The sequence below is a fragment of the Bradyrhizobium sp. 23 genome, from assembly GCF_023073295.1.
GTDB lineage: Bacteria > Pseudomonadota > Alphaproteobacteria > Rhizobiales > Xanthobacteraceae > Bradyrhizobium > Bradyrhizobium canariense_D.
The window spans coordinates 31,190-45,345 of sequence record NZ_JADPJF010000001.1 but is presented as its reverse complement, the minus strand read 5'-3'; the positions used below and the strand labels follow the sequence as shown (position 1 = coordinate 45,345).

Genomic DNA, 14,156 nt, shown 5'->3' with positions numbered 1-14,156 from the left:
CGCTGGCGCGCGAGCCGATCCTGATCGAAGCCCCGCCGTCCGCAAAGGGCGTCGCGCTCGTGAAGTCCGCCATGAGCGCGCTTCAGGCCTGCCAGCCCTACAAGATGTTGCCGGCCGACAAATACGGGGAATGGAAGGTGATGGACCTGCCGTTCAGCCCGCGGGATTTCGGCGGCTAAACTCTCGCTTGGGCTACGGCCTTGCTTTGTCGCTCTGCTGTCAATCCATCTTCGCAAATATATTCCACTTTGCCGAAATTCGGACACGGCGTATGTGTTGGCCATCCCGGCTCATCCTTGAGGGGCGATCTTGTGGTCGTCATGTTCGCGAGCCGGCTTGCGGTGGACGCGGCAGCGTTCGGGTGCGAGAGGCCAAGGGCAGGGCGGATTGCTCTCTGTGAGCCCAAAGCTTCGTGCCGACGAGCGGCGCTGCAAAGCTTCGTCACGGCGCCGCCTGTCAAACCGCCACAGACGAGACGCCGGCAGCGAATACAACCTCAGCCTGAGTCGGGCGGCGAAATTGAAGCGCAGCCGCCGCGCGTGCACGGCGATTGCCGCGTCGGCGGGAGCATCAAAATGCAAAGATAATCAATGCCACCAGCAAGACGTTGAACATGCCCAACGTGAGTACGGCGATATCGAAAACGCGGATCAAGCTGATCATGGTGTCCTCCGATACACGCCAACCGGGTGCTATGATGCCTCCGCTACGACCGGGTGTCTATGCAGTTTGTGCCTGCTCGGCGACCATCGCCACAATGTCGGCCAACCGCGTTGGGTCCAGAACGCCGTGTGTGGGAGCGCGGGCGCGCTTGGGAAAAGTGGTGAAAATTCCGCCTTCGTCAACTCGCGCGGCATTGTTGACCGATGCGCTGTTGAGTTGCAACCATTTGTCTCAAACTTCACTCGCCCTGTGGAGACAGGCGAGACCGTTGAAACTATCGTAGTTACAGTCGGGCATCGTGCTACCGACCAAGGCAGCTCTACCTGGCTGCTGAAGCTACCCTATGCTTATTCTCTGTCCAACTCTGCTCGCCGCAGTCGCACTTGAGCGACGGATAAGCCGAGATCGCCGCTAATCCTTACAAGCCAGCCGGAGCACACGCTGGGGACACCACCATCTCGACCCAACACCTTGTGCACCGCGCGCTAGTGCCCACGATCTCGCAAGCTGGGTCGGCCGACACAATGTCGCGGCAGCACTTCGGGCACGTATATCCCGCGATGTTTGGCGTGAAGTCATACTCCGGACCAACATAGGCGCAGATCATGTGGTGGAATACTGGAAACAACATCAGCGCGGAGGAGCCGCAAGCCGGGCAACCCGTTTGGTTCGCTTCGATCTGCATGCTGCACCTCGCTCCCTCTCACAGCTCGTCGAGCCCGAATAGTTTCACCAGCATGGAAGCGATGCGCGCGCTGAGTTGTGTGTAGTGCATGTGAACGTCGACGGCCGAGTTCAGCGCCGGGGGATGCGCGCCTGGGCTGAACTGAATTCGCGCGATTTGCGAGGCGGTACGCTCGCGCGCCGCCGATGAGCCCGCTCCGGGGTACACGTCTGACACCGGCAGAATTTCCACGATCTCGCCCAGAATTCGCCGGTTGCCGAACAGGACAAAGACTTCGTTGCCGACTTTCGGGTCGGACAGGCGTTCGTTGGGAACGTACCAGTCGACGAAGACATCGGTGGGGTCGAGAATTTCTGCGATCGGAGTGCCCGCCACCAGTGACTGGCCGGCACGCGCTGGATTGTTCGCGACGATGCCAGCTATGGGTGAAAAGATTCTTCCGTCGGCAAAGCTGCTTTCAACCTTTTCGAGGCGATCAGAAAGTTGCCGGCTGAATTCGTCGAGAGCGGCCAATTGAGTGCTGGCCTCGGCGGCTTCCGCCTCCTGCGAGACCACGGCTTTGTTCGCCAGGGCGCGCTCCCGCGACATGTCAATGCGGTAATTCAGGCTCGCGGCCGATGAGGTTGCGATAAGTTGGACAGCTTCCTCAGCAAGCCGCAGATGTGAGCGCGCCGCGTCGAGAGATTCGCGCGCAACCCGGGCTTTGACACGCAGTTCCGCTTTGCGGCCGGCGATGTCCGCGAGCGAGCGCATATAAGTAGCGACGATTTCATCGTGCTGCGGAGACCGCACCCTTCCGATTTCTTCGCCTGCCTTGACCGATCCACCTCTCACCACGGTGATGCTGTTGATCTGCACGATGTAGGGCAGTGAAACCAAATATCTTGGCGAGGACACGCTGCCCGGGCCGCCGAGATAGAGAATTGGCCTCCCGAAATAGACGACAAAGAATGCGAGTATGCCGAATACGATTGTCGCATAGGCGGCGCGGACGGTCCGTCCGGCCGCGCGCCGACGGCTCTCGATAGGATCGGGAATATGCGGATCGAGTCGCGTCAGGGCCACCGTCATTTGGCCACCTCTTTTGTCCGATCTCCGAATAGTGCACGGCGAACGCGCGGTGGCACGAAATCATCGTTCCGCGACGAGGCAAAGATGATTTCCGAAGAGTAGGAAAAAAACCGCGCACTTCAGATAGACGCCCTGGTACAAGGGAAAGATCAGCGCCATCTTCCAGCCAAAGTTTCCGACGGATCGTTGGAATAGGGCGAACACAAGTGCCATAGTGAATACCGAGATCCAGAGCAGCAGCAGGTAGATCGCCGAGAGAAACAACACGGCATCCGGGCCGAACAACAGCACAATGTAGGCCAAGTAGAACGGCAGGCTGAGCGTCGGAACGAGATCGAAGACGATGAAGTCCAGCCTTTGGATCGTGTCCGGTAAACGCTCTAGCGGATGGCGAAAACTCAGCTCGCCATACATCATGAAACGGATGCGCAGAGCATCGCGATCCCAGCGCGCGCGCTGGCGCAACAGACTGATGCCGCTTGCGGGGCCGGCTGTTTCCGCCCAGGCGTCGGACACGAACCGAATGACATAGCCGAGCCTGCGGAGCCGTAAGGTGTACTCCATATCTTCGCCAGGGCCGACGTCGAGCCCGCCCTGCTGCGTGAAGATATCCCGCCGATACATGGAACAGGCGCCGGACAGACACGCGATCGCATCCACCACGTCGAGGATCGATCGCCCCGCAGTGATCGACATCAGGTATTCGACGCTTTGAAGTCCTGTCCATATCGAATCGCGCTCATTGCTGATCGCGATGTTGCAACTTGCGCCGGCGACGAGCGGATCGCCGAACGCAGCCGCGAGGCGCTCAACCGCGTTCGGTTCGAAGACAGTGTCGGCATCTACGGTCAGAAGAAGATCGCCGCGGGCAAACCGTGCTGCAGCGTTGATGGCAGCGCTGCGGCCGCAGCGGGTCCCATGGCAGATGACCATATCAACTAGCCCCTGCGCTCTCGCCCGCTCCGCGACCGCGCGTGTTTGGTCGGTGGAGCCGTCGTCGACGACGATGATTTCGACAGGTCGCAGGGTTTGCCGGCGCAGCGAGCTGATCGAAGGAGCAAGCCCGGAGCCGCCGTTGAAGGTCGGGATAATCACGCTTACCGTCGCCTCGCAAACCGTCCCACTGGCGCTTCGCCGCTTCGAGCTGAACAGAGCAAGAGACACCAGCGATAAGGTGTAGCGGGGTATGTCGAATATCAGCAGCGAGAAGGCGAGCAGAAACAAACTCGTTCCGGCGAGCACTTCTACCATTTCGGACATGCCGGCCACCTCCGCTGCGAAAGGACCATTCCGAGCATCCGACCAAACAAGGCGCGCAAGGCAATTATCAGATGGGAAAATGAAGACCATCGCGTTGATGGTCGAGTGGTAAATTGCGTAAACATTTGCTTTGTGTGTCTGCGCTATTCACCTCCAGCATCGGCTTGGCCAATTGACGATGGAAGCGTGCTCTCGAGTTTTGATTTTGTTGGCCTGCTGGCATCAGCATTGCGGTTTCATGCTGTTGCCGGGTCGATAAATCCGACAAGGTGACCGGTCCGGCCAACCTTTCAGGCGCAAGACGGCCTCAGTCTGGAGGGCTGAGGCCGGGGGCCGTTGATGTACCGTTGGGGTCGGTACTCTTCTATTTTAATCATGGCGAGACCACTTTGCGGTATTGTCCTGAAGGACAAGCAATCAGCACGTTGTTCCTCTCACACATCTGCGGACCGCCCGACGGGTATGACGGACCGTCGTCCGTGCTACGCACACGCCGTTGATACGTGTCCTACCGACGCCGCAGGCAGCAGCAACTTCCGTAACGAGGCTTTCGGGCTGTGCAATCGGGGCAGGTGTCATCGCCTGAGCCGATACTGCGAAGCAGAAGGCGAATGTGGCAATTCCGAGCGACTTGATCATATCGAGCTCCCTGGAAGCGCCCAACCGCCCGGCCGGCGCGGCGGAGCGATGACGCGACTCTCTCAAGTTGATGCCCGCGTCTGTAAGAGAATTGAGATAGATCAAAGCGACTTTAGGGAGTTCCATGCGGCAATCGCTGCACATAGCAGATCGAGACGCCGGCTTAGGACTATGACCGCAGACTTCCCTGTGCCTCTTGGGACAAGAGGGTGAAGTGGCCAGACTCGGGCAAAATGCGCCGCGAAGGTGCGAAGCTATAGTCGCAATTCAAGATGCGAGCTGGAAAAGTGGCGCTGCCGCCTCATGCTCCGTCATTGCGAGCGCAGCGAAGCAATCCAGTCTGCCGCCGCGGGGGGATTCTGGATTGCTTCGCTGCGCTCGCAATGACGATGTGGAGAGAGGGTGCGCCACATTCGCTCTTGTGGACGCACCGCTACTCAGCGGTGCACTGCAGAGCCGCAACACGAGCGCGTCAGGGACCGCGCCGCGTCTCCTCGCCATTCACCACCTCCGGCGCCATCGCTTCCCACGCGCTCGAGGCGAACTGCCGCCGCCAAGTCACGATCACCACGGTTGCCGTGGTCACGAACAACACCCAGGGGCTGACGAACCAGCCGAGATAGCCGAGTGCGAAGAAGAAGGCGCGCTGGCCGCGGTTGAAATGGCGGCCGGCGGATTCGAACAGGCGCGAGGTGCGGATCACATGAGCTTCGGCCTCCGGCGTGTCACGCTGCGCGGCTGCCGGCATGCCGCCGAACAGGATCGCGACATAGTTGAACAGGCGGTACGACCAGGCGAATTTGAAGAAGGCATAGACGCAGATCAGGACGAGGCCGACGCATTTCAGCTCCCACATCGCCGGCGAGGTACTGAGATCGATCGGCAGCTTGCTCAAGATCGTGATCGCGTCGTTGGTCGCGTGCAGCAGCGCCAGCGCGCCGCCGAGCGCGATCAGGCTGGTGGAGGCGAAGAAGGCGGTGCCGTTCTGCAACGAGGCCATGATCTGCATGTCGACCATGCGCGCGTCCCGGTCGAGTAGCCGGCGCACCCACACCTCGCGGTAGCGGTTCATGCGCGCCGACAGGCTGTCGCGGCCATAGGCCGATTGCTCCAGCGTCAGGGCGTAGACCAGCCATTCGATGATGAAGAAGCCGACGGCTGTGATGTCGACCCAATGCCTGCTCATGTCAGTCTCCCGGAGAGGATCGCAACGCTTGCCACGCATGGCGAGGTGCAGCAACGATTGATTGGCGGCAGGCGATGGCGTTAAAAGCGGCTCGCTTCAAGGCGTATCGAGAAGGACTGATGACATGGCTGCGCTGAAACTCGCAATCGGCAACAAGAATTACTCGTCATGGTCGATGCGGCCCTGGCTCGCGCTCCGCGCCAACGACATTCCGTTCGTGGAGACCCTCATCCCGCTCTACACCGACAATCCCGCGGACAAGGAGCAGATCATCTCGTTCAGCCGCGCCGGCAAGGTGCCGGTGCTGGTCGATGGCGACATCACGGTGTGGGATTCGCTCAGCATCATCGAATACATCGCCGAGCGCTATCCGGAAGTGAAGTTGTGGCCGGACGAGGCCGCCGCGCGCGCCCATGCCCGTTCGGTGTGCGCCGAGATGCATTCCGGCTTCATGGCCCTTCGCAACGAATGCGGCATGAACCTGCACCGCCCGGTGCGCCCCGTGACGCTGTCGGCGGACGCCGAGGCCAATATCGCGCGCGTGCAGGAGATCTGGCGCGAATGCCGGGCCCGGTATGGCGCCAATGGACCGTTCCTGTTCGGGCGCTTCGGCGCAGCGGATGCGATGTATGCCCCGGTCGTGCACCGCTTCCGCACCTACGCGATCCAAGTCACGCCGGAGACCAAGGCCTACATGGACACGATGCTGGCGCTGCCGGCGTTCCAGGAATGGACCCGGGACGCGCTCGCCGAAACGCTGGTCATCGAAAAGTTCGAGAACGTGTAATCCGCGGTGATCGGCCTCGCTCGACGCCGAGCAAGCCGGCGGCGCTCAATCGCCAGAGTCGTCGGCAGAGGGACCTCACGGCCCAGGAACCTCCCAAGGTGGTGGATCACGCCAGCCCCGACGACCGTTTGCCCCATACCCCCGGAAGAACCGGTTCCGGCGGTATCGTCGGCTGACGGCATCACTCTGAAATAACTGCAAAATTCGCACGTTTGCCATGTCGCATACTGCTGGCCAAAAACGCTCGTCGCATGCTATACAGCGGCCGGGTTTCCGGCCGGCCGACGCAGTGGGACCACGGGCGTGGCAGGCGTTGTTTGAGTGATGGAGAGGGTGTTGAAGCACAAATTCCCTATTGGCGCGCGCGTATTGTTCACCGCCAGCAATGTCGCACGCCCCGCTGCCAGCGGCTCGTATGAGGTCATCCGCCTCCTGCCGACCGATGGTGACGACTGTCAGTACCGGATCAAGAGCTCGACCGAAGCCTTCGAACGCGTCGCCAAGGAAAGCCAGCTCGCGCTGTCCTGAAGGCCGACGCTATCCGCGCATTGGCGCGTCCCCGGGAATTTGTATTCTGCCGCCGTCAAAAGGCCCGCTTCACCTTCAAAAGGTGGGCCGGGGGCAGTTGCCGACTCTCGGTACTCGCTTTGACCATTCGCTCTCTGCTCGCGTGAGGGGACGTCGCGCATGAACTGGGCATGGGCCTCGTCGTTTGACCAAATCTGGAGCTCGCCGGCCCTTCCAATGTGGATGATGCTGGCGGCTGCCGGCTTCTTCGGACTGATTCTCCTGGTCACGCTGCTGCGCGCCGAACGATCGGTCGCCAACGGCGCGCTGACCGTCATTGCGCTGCTCGCCATTGCCATCGCGCTGGCTGCTGTTGTGCGCGTCGATGGACCGGCGGGGCAGACCACGCCGACCGAGGCGCGCGCACAGGCGGCGATGACCGCGAGCCTGCCGGCGCTGTCCTGTCTCGACGATCTCGCGGGCGATGCCGTGGCCATGGGCTGCGAGAAGGCGCTGTTCGGCGCGCCTGACGCGGCGGCTGCGGCCGTCTCCACGACCGCGGCCAGGATCGACCGGCTGACGGCGCTCGGCGATGCCGCGACCGCCGAGAAGAGCCTGACGCCCGACATCAAGGTGCTGCGCAAGTCGCTGGAGCGTGATCGCTACGGCCTGGTCGCGCATGTGCTGGTCGCGCGCGATGGCTGCACGCAGTTTGACTGCGCGGCCTTCCGCTCGCTGACCGACCAGCAGCGGGTCGCCGCCAACATGGATTCCCATCTCTACGACACGCTGGTCGCGCGCTACGCCCCGACCTGGAATGCGCCTGCAGCAGCGCAATCGTTGCCGGCCACTGCCGCACTTGCGGGGCTGCCGCCGTCGATGCCGACGGGCAAGCCGACCAATGCGGAGTTCCCGAGTGCCTCGTCGACGCCGCCGGTCAGCATCATGAATCCCGAGCCGCCGACGCGTCAGGCGGCGCCCACCGCAAACGCGGCGGCTCCGCGCGCCCCCGCAGCGGCCTCGGCGCAGGCCGCAGCTCCCGCCGCGAAGAAGCCGCCTGCGCCGAAGGCTGCGCGGGCGCCGGCGGCAGCACCGGTTCCGCTCACGCCGCCGGCCGCGGCTGCCCCGGCTGCGGATAACAAGTAGATCGGCATTCCAAATGCGTGGCTGTCCGGCTAATGCTGGGGCATGCCACTACATCTGATCAAGCTCGCCGTCGGCTGCGAATCCGTCAAGGAATTGAAGGAGTGGACCGCCGAACGGATGCAGACCGCCAAGAAGAAGGGTCTGCCGCAACATCACATCCACATCACCCGCATGGTGCCCAAGCGCGACGCCGAGATCCTGTCGGGTGGGTCGCTCTATTGGGTGATCAAGGGCGAGGTCGCCGCGCGCGAAAAGATCATCGGCATCGAGCCGTTCCGCGACAAGGACGGCATCGGGCGCTGCCGGATCGTGATGCAGCCGAAGGTGATTCCGGTGTCGCCGCGGCCGATGCGCCCGTTCCAGGGCTGGCGCTATCTCGCCGACGATTCGGTGCCGCCCGATCTCGGCAAGTCCGCCGCCGGCTCGATCGCGGCGATGCCGGAGCCGATGCGGCGCGAACTGCGCGATCTCGGGCTGCTCTAAACCGCGATATTGTCGATCAGCCGGGTGGTGCCGAGCTTGGCCGCGACCAGGATGCGCAACGGTCCGTCGTTGCGCGAGCTGACCTGTGCCAGGGTCGCTGCATGGCGCACTTCGAAATAGTCGAGCTCAAAGCCGGCCGCCGTGATCATCGCGGCACCGCGCGCCATTGCGGGCGCGACCGCTTCGCCGGCGCGAATGCGCCCGGCGCTCACCTTCATGGCGCGGTATAGCGTGGTTGCGGTCTGCCGCTCCTGTGGCGACAAATAGACGTTGCGCGAGGACATCGCGAGCCCGTCGCGCTCGCGCACGGTGCGGGAGCCGATCACCTTGACGCCGAGCTCGAGGTCGCGGGCCATCTGCGCCACCACCCGCAACTGCTGAAAATCCTTCTCGCCGAAGATCGCGACATCCGGCCGGCACTGGGTGAACAGCTTGCCGACGACGGTGGCGACGCCGCCGAAGAAATGCGGGCGGAAGCGGTCCTCGAGGCCAGCCAGCGCCGGTCCCTCCGGCACGATGCGGGTGGCAAAGCCCTCCGGGTACATGGCCTCGGCGCCGGGATGCCAGACGATATCGACGTCCTCGGCGGCGAGCTTGGCGAGATCGGTCTTCCAGGTTCGCGGATAGGCGCCAAAATCCTCGGTCGGAGCGAACTGGGTCGGGTTGACGAAGATCGACACCACGACGCGGCTCGCGCGCCGCTTGGCCAGGCGCACCAGCGACATATGGCCGTCATGGAGCGCTCCCATGGTCGGGACCAGCGCGATCGTCGCCTTTCGCTTGCGAAGATTGTCGACGGCGCGTCGCAAGGTGGGGACCGTGCGGGCGATCAAGGGGCTGCGTGACATCAGAACTCGACGGGATTGGGAATCGACGGGCGCGTTCCGGCGCCCGGCAGGCTAACCTTAACAAGCGGCGACCATGGACGCCATGCATCCGGATGCGGCACAGCATCCCGCGCAAAGCCGCGCAAGCGTCGCGGCATTGTGGGCTGGATCACAGACGCGAAGCGGCGCCGCGATTCATGATGAAGGTCAGCGCGCCGCGATTTGTCTTGCCTGTCACGCATTTCACTTGACCGCAGACGCGGCCAACTCGAAGATATTCGTTAGGGGTGTTGAGGATCGCGATGCTTGTGCAAGCTAGCCAAGGCCAGTCCGGCTCGGCGCATGTGGTCGTGCTCGGCAACGAGAAAGGCGGCTCCGGCAAGTCGACCACCGCCCTGCACATCGCAGTCGCGCTTCTCAAAGCCGGCCAGCGCGTCGCCACCATCGACCTCGACTGCCGTCAGCAGAGCTTTACTCACTACATCAACAACCGTTCCGCCTGGGCGCGCCGAACCAAGCTCGACCTCGAACTGCCGTTGCATCGCTGCATCAAGCTTGGCGAAACGATGCAGGTTGCCGAGAACGAGAATTCGGAGTTCCTTCAGTTCATGGAGGCGGTCTCGGCGGTCGAGAGCAGCTTCGACTTCATCGTCATCGATACGCCCGGCACCGACAGCTACCTGATGCGGCTTGCGCACTCGATGGCCGACACGCTGGTGACCCCGATCAATGACAGCTTCCTCGATTTCGATGTGCTCGGCACTGTCGATCCCGCCAATTACGCGGTGACAGGCGAGAGCCACTACGCCGAGATGGTGCGGGATGTCAGGCGCAAGCGCCGCCAGCTCGACGGTGCGACCACCGACTGGATCGTGGTGCGCAACCGCCTGTCGATGCTCGGCTCCCGCAACAAGCAGCTCGTTGCCGATGGGTTGAAGGATTTGTCGCTGCGGCTCGGCTTCCGCTACGTCGACGGCTTCGCCGAACGGGTCGTCTATCGCGAGTTCTTCCCGCGCGGTCTGACCGCGCTGGACGAGATCGACGAGGCCACGCTCGGCATGCGGCCAAATCTCGGCCATCTCACCGCACGGGAGGAGGTGACGAGCCTGCTCCGCCAGCTCAAGCTTCCGCTCGACGAGCGCGGACGTCGCCGCGCGGCCAATCGCGCCGAGTGGTTCAACCAGGTCGACAAGCCGCTCGAGGTCCACGACATCCTCGGCGCTTGAGGCGGCGGTACATAGCTACTTCCAGTCGATCAAGAGGCCGGTCTCCCCCGGGGAACCGAGCCCGCGCTCAACCGTTTTCACCCCGTGTTTACTGCAAAACGGAACCCGATCGAGACAGGTTGCGTCGGATGACGTGCACCCTGACGTAGCCGTGTGAGAGCGAGATGCCCAAGAAACGTGTGCGCCGCACAATGAAAGGGCTGCCGGTTCACAATATTTGGCCTTCCTGTCACGCGGCTGTGACATATATTAGGGAATAGGCGACCAGGGGCCGAAGAGCTCCGGAAGAACACGATTTTCAACAGGGATTCAGGCCGCAAGAGCCTGAGGCTGAGGACGAAAATGAAGCGTGGAATTGCCGTTCTGGTTTCGGTCAGTGCCCTCTGTGGCGTCGCCTATTTCACGGCGAGCAAGTGGGCAATCAGGCACGAGACCATCACCTTCTACGATGCCTCGCGCGACAACCGTGCGGTGCCCGTCGATATCGCGATCCGTCGTGACAAGGAAATGCAGGCCAATGCCGGCATGATCACGATGCCGGTCGCCGTGATCAACCACGGCAACACCGTCAAGAACACCGAGTACGGCTTCCTCGCCAACATTTTCGCCGCGCGCGGCTACCTCGTCGTCAGCCCGCAGCATGATTTGCCGACCGATCCACCGATGGTGACCAAGCCCGGCGAGATCTATGTCGGCCGGCTGCCGCAGATCCTGCGCGGCGTCGCCAACATCCATCTCGCCATGCAGGAGATGAAGAAGGTTCAGCCCAACGCCGACTACGAAAAGGTGACGATGGTCGGCCACTCCATGGGCGGCGACATCACGATGTATTTCGCCAAGCAGTATCCGGATGAGGTCAAGAAGGTCGTCACACTCGACAATCTTCGCGTGCCCTTCGTCACCGCCGGGAAGTTCAAGATCCTGTCGTTCCGCTCCACCGATCCGCAGTTCAAGGCCGATGCGGGTGTGATCCCGACCGACGAAGAATGCGAGAAGGCAGGCATCCAGGTCGTGAAGACCGAATTCCAGCACAACGACATGCGCGACACCGGTCCGGATGCTGCCAAGAACTCGATCCAGGGCATGCTCGACAAGTTCCTGAGCGCGACCGACAGTGAAGTGGCGCCGGTCGACACGCAATCGTCCCCGCCCAAGATTCTCGAGCCCGGGCCGGTCGCTTTGATGGCGCCCGCCAAGAGCTGACGCCTTCCTCGTCGTCGATACCGATTTCAAAGCCTCCGCCGGCTGCCGCCTGCGGGGGCTTTGCGCATTGACCGGGCTGCATGTGCTGACCACATTAGCCGCTCACGCAAGGGTCAAGGAAATGTCCGGCGAACCCATCAAACCGCGCGGCCGCGATGCCGTCTCGGCGCAACCAGGCGACGCTGTGCCGCAGGCGGGGACCTCGACCTCGGAGGACATCGCCGCCTTCGTCGCCAACGCGCGCGCGCTGTCACCGCATGCGCCCGGTGCAAAAGGGCGGCTGATCTTCGCGCTGGATGCGACGATGAGCCGGCAGCCGACCTGGGACATGGCTTGCGCGCTTCAGGCCGACATGTTCCGTGAGACCGCCGCGCTCGGCAGTCTCGACATCCGGCTCGTCTACTATCGCGGCTTCGACGAGTGCCGCGCCACGGGATGGATCTCCGACAGCGCCAGGCTGGCGGCGCTGATGAGCAAGATCGATTGCCGTGGCGGCGACACCCAGATCGGCAAGGTGCTGAGCGAGGCGCGGCGCGAGGCCGTCGCATCCGGCGTGCGCGCCGTCGTCTTCGTCGGCGACGCCATGGAGGAGAACGTCGACCAGCTCTGCGCCAAGGCAGGCGAGCTCGGCATGCTCAAAGTGCCTGTGTTCGTCTTTCAGGAAGGCCGTGACGCGGTGGCCGAGAAGGCCTTTCGCGAGATCGCGCGCCTGACCGGCGGCGCTTGGTGCCGGTTCGATCCGGGCGCGGCGGCGCAGTTGCGCGAGCTGTTGCGCGCAGCCGCCGCCTACGCGGCCGGCGGACGCGAGGCGCTGTTGCAATTGGCGAAGACCGCCAGTGGCGCGGCCAGGCTGATCGGCCAGATGAAGTAGCGCTGGCGCAAGGACACGATGCTTTTTGGCGGTAGGCCGACTATATTCGGGCCATGACCCTGATCGCCGGCGCTATCGCAATTATCACCCTTTATTTGCTGCTCCAGATGTTCCGTTCGGCCAATCCGGCCGTGCTGGCACGCGCGATCAGGTTCGGTGGCGGCGTGGTGGCGCTGGCTGTCGCAGCGTTCACGGGCTTGAAGGGCGAACTGGTGGTGGCGATCCCGCTCGGGATATTCGGCGCCGGGCTCTTGGGCTGGACACCGATGGCAAACGCCGGCTTCGGCAATATCGGCGGGCTGTTCGGCGGGGGCGCGACGCGCCCGGCCGGTCAGGCCTCGCGCGTGCGCTCGCAATTCCTGGATATGCGGCTCGATCACGATTCCGGCCAGCTCGGAGGCCAGATCGTCGCCGGGCCTCACGCCGGGCGCGATCTCGATGAGTTTGATCTCGCGGCCCTGCTGGCAATGGTCCCGGCGTTCGACGCCGAGAGCGTGGCCCTACTTGAAAGCTATCTGGACCGCCGGTTTCCCGCTTGGCGTCAGAACGCGCAGGGCGACGCGGCAGGGGGGCAGCGCCGCACGGTGGCGAGCGGTAAAATGACGACGGAGGAGGCCTATCAGATCCTTGGCCTGCAGCCGGGGGCGGGGCGTGACGACATCAGCCGGGCTCACAAGTCCCTGATGAAGAAACTGCATCCCGACCAGGGGGGCTCGACGTATCTCGCTGCCCGTGTAAACGAGGCCAAGGATACTCTGCTTCGCACGCATAACGGCTAACTCCGGCACCACGCTACAAACGCTCGTCCCGTGTGAGCTCTGCTTGCTCTGTTTGCCGTCGCCCCGATGCCCGCCATTGTCGGCGTGGTCGATCCCTTGCGTAAAGTTTTAACCGTAAATCCTTGACGAGAGGTTGTCGTGGAACAGCCTCGTCGGTCACCGCATCCCGAAAATGAAAATGCCCGCGCAAGGCGCGGGCATTTTCATAGGAGCGGTGCGAAAGTTCAGTTGCGGACGGTCATGCAGGAGATATCGGCGCGCTTCAGGGTGCGGCAGACGGCTTCGGCCTGGTCGCGGTCGAGCCCGGCGAAGCGGGCGCGGTAGAGCTTGCGATTATCTTTCGCGACGACCGGCTCGGTGAACGGGTCGGCCTTGCTGAGCAGGCCGCGAGCCGAGCTGCGCGCCGCGTCGATGCGCTGCTGGGCTTCGTTCTCGCTCTCGAGCGCGCCGACCTGAACGATCCAGCCGCTGTGGGTAGCAACCGGCTTCGTGGTGGCGCTCATCTGGATCGGCTGCAGCGCCGGGTCGGCTGATGCGAGCTTCGCAGCAGCCGGGACGGGTGCGGCGGCGGTGGCGGCCGGCAAGACGCCGAGGGTGCCGTTGCCGGTGCCGAAGCCCGCCGGCTGCCGCGGCAGCTCGGCACGGGTGATCTCGGCCCTCGGAGCTTCCGGTTGGCTGGCCTCGGGCTTGTTGATGAGGTCTGCGCGGGCGACGACGGCACCGGAGGTTTCGGCGACTTCGGAGCGGGATGCGATCGTGCTCGTGACCTGCGGTGCGATCTGAGCCGGGGCGGCGGAGGCGACCTTCACCGCGCCGGCCTTGA

General features: G+C 63.4%; 14 protein-coding genes. 8 read left to right on the top strand and 6 right to left on the bottom strand.

The genetic code is table 11. From position 1 onward, the window contains the following. Window positions 1-720: 720 nt before the first annotated feature. The 4 genes from IVB32_RS00255 to IVB32_RS00240 form a co-directional block, all read right to left on the bottom strand. Window positions 721-885, bottom strand: a complete 165-nt coding sequence (locus IVB32_RS00255) for a hypothetical protein (RefSeq protein ID WP_247336178.1) — start codon at window positions 883-885, stop codon at window positions 721-723. Window positions 886-1,366: 481 nt separating this feature from the next. After that, the gene (locus IVB32_RS00250; RefSeq protein ID WP_247371894.1) at window positions 1,367-2,419 is read right to left on the bottom strand and encodes an HlyD family efflux transporter periplasmic adaptor subunit; all 1,053 of its coding nucleotides are present in this window, start codon (window positions 2,417-2,419) and stop codon (window positions 1,367-1,369) included. 60 nt (window positions 2,420-2,479) lie between these two features. Beyond that, window positions 2,480-3,679, bottom strand: coding sequence for a glycosyltransferase (locus IVB32_RS00245; protein WP_247409489.1), 1,200 nt, complete (start codon window positions 3,677-3,679; stop codon window positions 2,480-2,482). A 1,111-nt stretch (window positions 3,680-4,790) separates the two neighbouring features. Beyond that, the gene (locus tag IVB32_RS00240) at window positions 4,791-5,504 is read right to left on the bottom strand and encodes a DUF599 domain-containing protein (RefSeq protein ID WP_018455192.1); all 714 of its coding nucleotides are present in this window, start codon (window positions 5,502-5,504) and stop codon (window positions 4,791-4,793) included. Window positions 5,505-5,628: 124 nt separating this feature from the next. On the opposite strand from IVB32_RS00240, the gene IVB32_RS00235 reads away from it, so the two are divergent. From IVB32_RS00235 to IVB32_RS00220, 4 genes are all read left to right on the top strand, one after another. After that, window positions 5,629-6,291 carry a glutathione S-transferase family protein gene (locus IVB32_RS00235; RefSeq protein ID WP_085360925.1) on the top strand — a complete coding sequence of 221 codons (663 nt, stop codon included), beginning with the start codon at window positions 5,629-5,631 and terminating at the stop codon, window positions 6,289-6,291. A gap of 324 nt (window positions 6,292-6,615) precedes the next feature. Continuing rightward, window positions 6,616-6,819 carry a hypothetical protein gene (locus IVB32_RS00230; protein WP_007611353.1) on the top strand — a complete coding sequence of 68 codons (204 nt, stop codon included), beginning with the start codon at window positions 6,616-6,618 and terminating at the stop codon, window positions 6,817-6,819. 159 nt (window positions 6,820-6,978) lie between these two features. Next, a complete protein-coding gene (locus tag IVB32_RS00225) occupies window positions 6,979-7,944 on the top strand; it encodes a hypothetical protein (RefSeq protein WP_026232899.1) in 966 nt (321 codons plus the stop codon). A 42-nt stretch (window positions 7,945-7,986) separates the two neighbouring features. Then, complete coding sequence (locus IVB32_RS00220; protein ID WP_007603229.1) at window positions 7,987-8,427, top strand: DUF1489 domain-containing protein; 441 nt, start codon at window positions 7,987-7,989, stop codon at window positions 8,425-8,427. Here IVB32_RS00220 and panC read toward each other — a convergent pair. Then, window positions 8,424-9,275, bottom strand: a complete 852-nt coding sequence (panC, locus tag IVB32_RS00215; protein WP_247362536.1) for a pantoate--beta-alanine ligase — start codon at window positions 9,273-9,275, stop codon at window positions 8,424-8,426. The genes IVB32_RS00220 and panC overlap by 4 nt on opposite strands. Before the next feature lie 281 nt (window positions 9,276-9,556). On the opposite strand from panC, the gene IVB32_RS00210 reads away from it, so the two are divergent. The 4 genes from IVB32_RS00210 to IVB32_RS00195 all read left to right on the top strand — a co-directional run bounded on the left by IVB32_RS00210 (window position 9,557) and on the right by IVB32_RS00195 (window position 13,333). Continuing rightward, complete coding sequence (locus tag IVB32_RS00210) at window positions 9,557-10,480, top strand: division plane positioning ATPase MipZ (protein ID WP_018455186.1); 924 nt, start codon at window positions 9,557-9,559, stop codon at window positions 10,478-10,480. A gap of 342 nt (window positions 10,481-10,822) precedes the next feature. Further along, on the top strand, window positions 10,823-11,683 hold the full coding sequence (locus IVB32_RS00205; protein ID WP_007603233.1) for an alpha/beta fold hydrolase: 861 nt from the start codon (window positions 10,823-10,825) through the stop codon (window positions 11,681-11,683). A gap of 121 nt (window positions 11,684-11,804) precedes the next feature. Further along, on the top strand, window positions 11,805-12,554 hold the full coding sequence (locus IVB32_RS00200; RefSeq protein ID WP_247371901.1) for a VWA domain-containing protein: 750 nt from the start codon (window positions 11,805-11,807) through the stop codon (window positions 12,552-12,554). Window positions 12,555-12,607: 53 nt separating this feature from the next. After that, window positions 12,608-13,333, top strand: a complete 726-nt coding sequence (locus IVB32_RS00195; RefSeq protein WP_018455184.1) for a DnaJ domain-containing protein — start codon at window positions 12,608-12,610, stop codon at window positions 13,331-13,333. A gap of 224 nt (window positions 13,334-13,557) precedes the next feature. Here the strand turns inward: IVB32_RS00195 and IVB32_RS00190 are convergent. Next, a partial coding sequence (locus tag IVB32_RS00190) for an SPOR domain-containing protein (protein WP_247409488.1) occupies window positions 13,558-14,156 on the bottom strand: 599 nt, incomplete at its 5' end.

Excerpts from the sequence above, each read along its gene's own strand:
- IVB32_RS00250 (WP_247371894.1), bottom strand. The coding sequence starts at position 2,419 with ATGACGGTGGCCCTGACGCGACTCGATCCGCATATTCCCGATCCTATC.
- IVB32_RS00245 (WP_247409489.1), bottom strand. The coding sequence starts at position 3,679 with ATGTCCGAAATGGTAGAAGTGCTCGCCGGAACGAGTTTGTTTCTGCTC.
- IVB32_RS00240 (WP_018455192.1), bottom strand. The coding sequence starts at position 5,504 with ATGAGCAGGCATTGGGTCGACATCACAGCCGTCGGCTTCTTCATCATC.
- IVB32_RS00235 (WP_085360925.1), top strand. The coding sequence starts at position 5,629 with ATGGCTGCGCTGAAACTCGCAATCGGCAACAAGAATTACTCGTCATGG.
- IVB32_RS00230 (WP_007611353.1), top strand. The coding sequence starts at position 6,616 with ATGGAGAGGGTGTTGAAGCACAAATTCCCTATTGGCGCGCGCGTATTG.
- IVB32_RS00225 (WP_026232899.1), top strand. The coding sequence starts at position 6,979 with ATGAACTGGGCATGGGCCTCGTCGTTTGACCAAATCTGGAGCTCGCCG.
- IVB32_RS00220 (WP_007603229.1), top strand. The coding sequence starts at position 7,987 with ATGCCACTACATCTGATCAAGCTCGCCGTCGGCTGCGAATCCGTCAAG.
- panC (WP_247362536.1), bottom strand. The coding sequence starts at position 9,275 with ATGTCACGCAGCCCCTTGATCGCCCGCACGGTCCCCACCTTGCGACGC.
- IVB32_RS00210 (WP_018455186.1), top strand. The coding sequence starts at position 9,557 with ATGCTTGTGCAAGCTAGCCAAGGCCAGTCCGGCTCGGCGCATGTGGTC.
- IVB32_RS00205 (WP_007603233.1), top strand. The coding sequence starts at position 10,823 with ATGAAGCGTGGAATTGCCGTTCTGGTTTCGGTCAGTGCCCTCTGTGGC.
- IVB32_RS00200 (WP_247371901.1), top strand. The coding sequence starts at position 11,805 with ATGTCCGGCGAACCCATCAAACCGCGCGGCCGCGATGCCGTCTCGGCG.
- IVB32_RS00195 (WP_018455184.1), top strand. The coding sequence starts at position 12,608 with ATGACCCTGATCGCCGGCGCTATCGCAATTATCACCCTTTATTTGCTG.